Annotated in this window: 7 protein-coding genes and 1 pseudogene; 4 read left to right on the top strand and 4 right to left on the bottom strand. The window is 55.7% G+C overall.

Translation table 11 applies throughout. From position 1 onward, the window contains the following. Together Tam1G_RS11760 and Tam1G_RS11080 are read left to right on the top strand one after the other, a co-directional pair. Positions 1-343: pseudogene (locus Tam1G_RS11760) on the top strand (N-acetylmuramoyl-L-alanine amidase); the annotation flags it as partial. A 1-nt stretch (position 344) separates the two neighbouring features. After that, a complete protein-coding gene (locus Tam1G_RS11080) occupies positions 345-635 on the top strand; it encodes a hypothetical protein (protein WP_101626566.1) in 291 nt (96 codons plus the stop codon). 339 nt (positions 636-974) lie between these two features. Here Tam1G_RS11080 and Tam1G_RS11075 read toward each other — a convergent pair whose 3' ends face one another. Beyond that, the gene (locus Tam1G_RS11075) at positions 975-2,171 is read right to left on the bottom strand and encodes a tyrosine-type recombinase/integrase (protein ID WP_101626565.1); all 1,197 of its coding nucleotides are present in this window, start codon (positions 2,169-2,171) and stop codon (positions 975-977) included. A gap of 219 nt (positions 2,172-2,390) precedes the next feature. On the opposite strand from Tam1G_RS11075, the gene Tam1G_RS11755 reads away from it, so the two are divergent. Both Tam1G_RS11755 and Tam1G_RS11065 read left to right on the top strand, forming a co-directional pair. After that, a complete protein-coding gene (locus Tam1G_RS11755) occupies positions 2,391-2,711 on the top strand; it encodes a hypothetical protein (protein WP_165782001.1) in 321 nt (106 codons plus the stop codon). Beyond that, on the top strand, positions 2,708-3,466 hold the full coding sequence (locus tag Tam1G_RS11065) for a hypothetical protein (protein ID WP_101626563.1): 759 nt from the start codon (positions 2,708-2,710) through the stop codon (positions 3,464-3,466). Before Tam1G_RS11755 ends, Tam1G_RS11065 begins: the two co-directional genes overlap by 4 nt. Positions 3,467-3,603: 137 nt before the next feature. On the opposite strand, the gene Tam1G_RS11060 is transcribed toward Tam1G_RS11065, so the two are convergent. Genes Tam1G_RS11060 through Tam1G_RS11050 form a run of 3 tightly spaced genes read right to left on the bottom strand, consistent with a single transcriptional unit; the run spans position 3,604 to position 5,290 of the window. After that, the gene (locus Tam1G_RS11060) at positions 3,604-4,029 is read right to left on the bottom strand and encodes a virulence RhuM family protein (protein ID WP_242689638.1); all 426 of its coding nucleotides are present in this window, start codon (positions 4,027-4,029) and stop codon (positions 3,604-3,606) included. Between the two features lie 38 nt (positions 4,030-4,067). Then, positions 4,068-4,412: an ImmA/IrrE family metallo-endopeptidase gene (locus tag Tam1G_RS11550; RefSeq protein ID WP_242689732.1), complete on the bottom strand. Its 345-nt coding sequence runs from the start codon at positions 4,410-4,412 to the stop codon at positions 4,068-4,070. 44 nt (positions 4,413-4,456) lie between these two features. Continuing rightward, positions 4,457-5,290: a hypothetical protein gene (locus Tam1G_RS11050; RefSeq protein WP_242689639.1), complete on the bottom strand. Its 834-nt coding sequence runs from the start codon at positions 5,288-5,290 to the stop codon at positions 4,457-4,459. Positions 5,291-5,344: the final 54 nt, after the last annotated feature.

The following is a 5,344-nucleotide window of genomic DNA, read 5'->3' as shown; positions in this document are numbered from 1 at the left end:
GATCTATTACTGGAGCCCCGAATCCGGTCTTACCGGCCTGACTCACCCCGATCAGGCGAAGCTCCTGGAATTGGCCGGCGTGAAGACCGTGCACGGCAACAACGGCTGCCCGTGGTGGGGCCGCGCACAGGAGATCACCACCATGGTCCAGGCTCACACGCTCGCCTATGAGACCGCGCAGACCGCCGCATTGCAGGCCATCGCGAAGAACGCGGGAGCCGACGCGGAAGCCATCACGGCGGCGGTCAAAACCTCGGTGAACGCCGCATTGGCGAATTTGAGTATCACGCTCACCAACCAGGCCAAAACCACTGAAACCACTGAGTCCAAGGAGGAGAAATAACATGGCAGACAACACTCTCGACACTCAGCTCGAACAGGTCACCGCCCCGGTGAACACGCCCGGAGTCGCCGACCACAAGGCCCAAACGGAAACCACCACCGGCTACACGCCCGTATTCAACGACACGGTGCGCACCGTCATCTACATCGCGACCCTCGTGGCCGGCATCGTCGGCGCCGGCGTCACCGTGTTCGGAGACCCGCAGATCGGAGCCTACATCAGCGCAGCCGCAGGCGTCATCGCCTCCGCATTCGGCACCGCCTACAGTCCAATGCGACTCGCAGGTAAATGACATATTAAAAAACGGCATGAAAATTTCAAAAACAGGAAAAATTCCGGTTCATGGAGTTCCTAATGGAATAATTCACGCCCTGATTTAAGAAAAATCGCCCCGTCCGGCAGTGCGCCTCCTTGTGAGCCGTCTGCCGGACGGGGCGTTTTTTGCCCACATTTTGCCCACATTTTTTCTGAAAACGGGTTAAAAACCATTAAAACCGGTAAAAACGAAAAAGCCGCTCAGGCTTACTCCCGTAAGGCTTTGCGGCTTGTTTCCGACCATCTCGAACTGTGGGCAATGAGGGACTCGAACCTTCAGCGCCCACAATGCAAGACCGTTGGAATACCAACGTTTTCAGACCATCACAGTCGGTTCGGGAACGTTTTTGCCCACATTTTGCCCACATTCCCTTTCGGCGCCCGATTCGAGCTGCACGGCCGCATCGACCATCCGCGTCACATCCAACAAGTCGGAATCGAACAGGTCCGCGTACACGTCCAGCGTCATGGCCGCGCTCGAATGCCCCAGCATGCGCTGCAAGCCCTTCACGTTCGCGCCCGCATGTACGGCGATGCTCGCCGCCGTATGCCGCAGGTCATGCGGGCTCGGCCAATCATCCGAATCCCACCCCAACCGTTTCAACGCGCTTGGCCACCACGTGCGGTTGCCCTTGACTGCGCTCGCCGACTGCTCGCGTATCGGCTTGCCCGACGGGTCGGAGAACACGCGTTCGCCGCGTTTGCGGTGTGCGAGAACGGGAGCCAACGCGTCCGTGACGATGGCGGGCATGTAGAGGGTGCGCATCTCATAGGATTTCGGAGTGCCCTCCACGGGCTTGCCTTTGACGGCGACGATGTTGTGGCGGATCGTCAGCTTCCGCTCCTCGATGTTCACGTCTTCCTTGCGCAGTGCTGCGGCCTCTCCCCATCGGAGTCCGCAGAAGCCGAGCAGCAGCACGAGCGCACGCCGCTCCTCCCCTATCCGCATGGCGTTGCCGCATTCGTTCGCGAAGCCGATGAGCTGCGGGATGCTCAGGTAGATGCGCCGCTCCTTGCGTTTCGGTTTGCGCGGCAGTTCCAGTCCGTCGCATGGGTTGCGCTGCAGCAGCCTGTCCCTGCACGCCTTGCCGAGCATGCCGTCCATGATGCCGACCGCTCGGAGCACGACGCTGGCAGACCGGCGTGAGGAGAGTTCGCTCACCCATGCCTGCAGTTCCGCATTGGTGATGTCGCCGATGCGGCGATTGGCCCACTGCGGCTCCACGTGAGTGCTCCATGCGGTCTCGATGCTGCTCCTGTACGAGGGCTTCCAGAACGGGGTGCGCACGGCCAGCCACTCCTTATATATGGAGTCAATGGTCTTGCGGCCGCCTTGCGGGTCCACGAACGTGTCGGAGGCTTTGGCGATGGTCACGTGTTCGGCCATCCAGTTGGTCGCGTCGATCTTTCGTTTGAACCCGCGTTTGTCGGTTTGGGTGCCGTCGGGTTTCCGGTAGCGTACCCGGTAGCGGGTCTCACCCTTGCTGGTCTGGTATTTGACGATGTTCGCCATGATATGGTTCTCGTTTTCTGCTTGTTCACGGGTTTTAACCGGTTTTAACGTGGTTTAATGGGATTTGACAGAAATCAATCAACCGAGTAAGTTGCATTGATTTCAGGAAAAATATGAAGAGGAGGCTCGCATATACGTGAAACGACCGGGCGTCGTGAAGCCGATACCCGTATACGTTCCGCCAGCGGACGGCATACCCCGTAACGCGGTGGACGCGAAATGGATGAAACTGCATCGCAGCGCCCGCCATTACATGGAGCGTCGGGCGAAAGCCAAAGCGGAGTCACAGCAGCCCGAAACCAACAATCACCTATCCTGACGAAAGGGACGACAGCTATGAGTGCAGTCGCAGCCGCGCCGAAAGCCCATAGAATCGGCAAACCAATAATGTTGACGCAGGCGGAAATCGATAAACGCAAATCAGCTCTCGAACGGGAATATGGTACGCGTGAAGAACTCGAACGTCGCAAGCAGCTGTACCCCTTGTCCGCTGATGAATTCTGGGCTCTTGATGAGCTTGAATGGTTGGAGGCCGAGTGAGCACGCCCGATGTCGGGAAACAGGCGACGGATTTCGCCCAACGCATGGAAACGCTGTTGCAGAACGTGTTGGGCGGACTGGAGGAAGGATACGTCGCCGAACCTCATGACAAACGTTTGCGTGGCGGTCGAATCGGATACAGAATCACACAGCGGGAGAAACGCGGCATAGAACTCAACTCCGACGGCGAGACCGTTGCGTCGCTGTCCTTCAGTTTCGAATGCTCGTGCAAGGATGCGGGAGCATGGCTTCAAGTTGACAAATCCGTCATCATGGTCAGTGCCGAACCCGAGCATATGCCGTTGTTCCATTACGATTTCAACCGTGTGGTGGGATCCGAGATACCTGGGGCGCACATCAATATCTTCGGTTCCAATGATGCGGCGACGCGTATCATGCTCTCCTGCGGGAATGGTTCCAGAGGCAAGAGCCGCCGCAAGAAGTACATTAATGACGGGGCTTTCCCCACATTCTCGACGCTGCATTTCCCAGTAGGAGGCGACCGCTTCCGTCCGGGGTTGGAGGATGTGCTGCAGATGGCCGTCTACGAATTCCATATCGACACGACCGCCGACTGGAAGAGGTTCATCGAAGAGAGCCGAGCGGAATATAGGGAACGGCAGCTCAAGGCATTGATTCGGGAATTCCCTGATATCGCCTATGACACGCTTAAGCGTGAAGGATATCTGGATGCATCCGTGCCGCCTGAACGCCCCCATAGGGATGAAGGCCAGAGTAGGCTGACCCAATACTGAGGTTCGTGGGGAAAATAGCATTTTGGGTGTGCTTCGCCCGTATAATGTCGGGTGAAGCGTCCTCCTTTCTTCAAAACCATGTGGATTCTTCACTTGCCTCATGCCGGTGGTCTGGACCGGTGTGAGGCGTTTTTCGTTTATCGGGGGTTGATTCCGCGGGCGAATTTCTCGAAGTCGCTCAACTGGTCGATGCTTGACTGGTTGTATCGTGCGAGCTCCGATTTCGCTTTCACATCGGCCTGCTTGCTGTTGACGCGGTATCCGACGGCGATGATCGCATCGAGATTGTAGAAGGCGACTTCTCTTGCCACCTGCCTGCTGCCCTCCTGCCGAACTATTCGGAATTTCCTAATAGTTGAATCCGGTTGGAGTTCCGCGGTCTCGTAAATGTTTTTCAGGTGCTCATTGATGGTCGGCACGGAGACTGCGAACAGTTCGGCCATCTGCTTCTGCGGCATCCAGAACGTCTCATCCTCATACGTGACCTGCACTGGCACGTTCCTGCCGTCCGCCTGATAGAGGACGATGCTGCCCTCCTGCGGCTCCCGCTTCTCGCTCATCATGGTCTCCTTCCTAAACGCATCGAATTCGATGCGTTTGATTATTCGATGCTCTCGTGCAACAGGTTCTTGTAATCCTGGATGACTTGGACGGTGAGGCCGAGTTCGCATGCGATGAGGTAGGTGTTGCCGCCGTAGAGCCGTTCGGCCAATGCGTATTCGATGGGGTTGACGAGCCGTAGCGCGGTTTGGATGCGGGTGCGATGCTCGGTTTTCGAATCGTATGGATTGCAGCCTTGGTCGTGGTGTTGCGCGTGGATGAGCTCGTGCACGAGCGTGCATCGTTTCTGCGCGTCCAGCAGGGTCTCGTCGATGACGATGAGGCGGGTGGGCTCGTAGTAGAGGCCGCATAAGCCGTTGGGGAGCTTGCGTTCCTCGACGTGGATGCCGTTGTTGGCGGCCTCGTCCAGCAGGCCGTCATACGTGATGCCTATCGCCCATCACCTCCTTCCCGTTCGATTTCCTTGTTCGGATCCCGGTTGGCCGCGATCGCGTACTCCTCCGGGTGGGCGGCGATGCGGTCGGCTAACTCGGCGGATAGGTCATTGAGCGCAGGGAAATTTACAGGTCCGTCATTTATTAAATAATCTATTTTTTGATCGATTTCCTCAATGACCAATCGGGTCTCTCGGCCACGTTTCTGTGGTGACGCATTTTCCCCAGCTCTTCTCGCGGTTTCTTCATCAAGAAACCTGCCATATGTCAATAAACAGATTGCGGATATCGCAGAAGGCGTTATACCAACCTTGGCGGCAGCTCTTTGTTCAGAAAGAGTGGGTGAATGATGAGCCATTTTATTATGTATCTCTCGGGGCCCATTAATGGCGGTCACGACTAAATAATTAGATACATTCGCCATGATGTCAGGCACCGATTGCAATAGACTCTGATTTAACTGTTGGATAACAGGGTCTTCAAACAAGTTCCCCCCGGATTTTCTTAGTAGTTCAAATTGTTTTCCATCAAGAGCTTTACGAAGTTCTTCGCGACTTATCGAAGATTCTCCGTCTAATTCAATGTCGCCATCCCCTGGGAATAGGTCAGAGAGTACAAGAGATTCACCAGATAGCGATTCCAAGGCTTTGATGAGAATCAGCATGTTGAATAATGATGCACCTGAAGCATTCCTTTTCATTCCCGAAATGAAGCCTGGGGTCCAGGTTGCCCCATACCGGCGTGCTTCCGTTGCTATCTGATCCAGGGTCAAGCCTTTGTTGGTTTTTACCGAATCAATATAACTGTAAATTGCTTCATTAATTCTCATGTTCTCATTTTAACAACACGACACGCCAACACAAAACCACAAGTTGTCATAATG

The organism is Bifidobacterium imperatoris (assembly GCF_002860405.1).
In the GTDB taxonomy this organism is placed as follows: Bacteria; Actinomycetota; Actinomycetes; order Actinomycetales; family Bifidobacteriaceae; genus Bifidobacterium; species Bifidobacterium imperatoris.
Note: the sequence above shows the minus strand (reverse complement) of the source record. Positions and strands in the feature narration are given on the sequence as shown.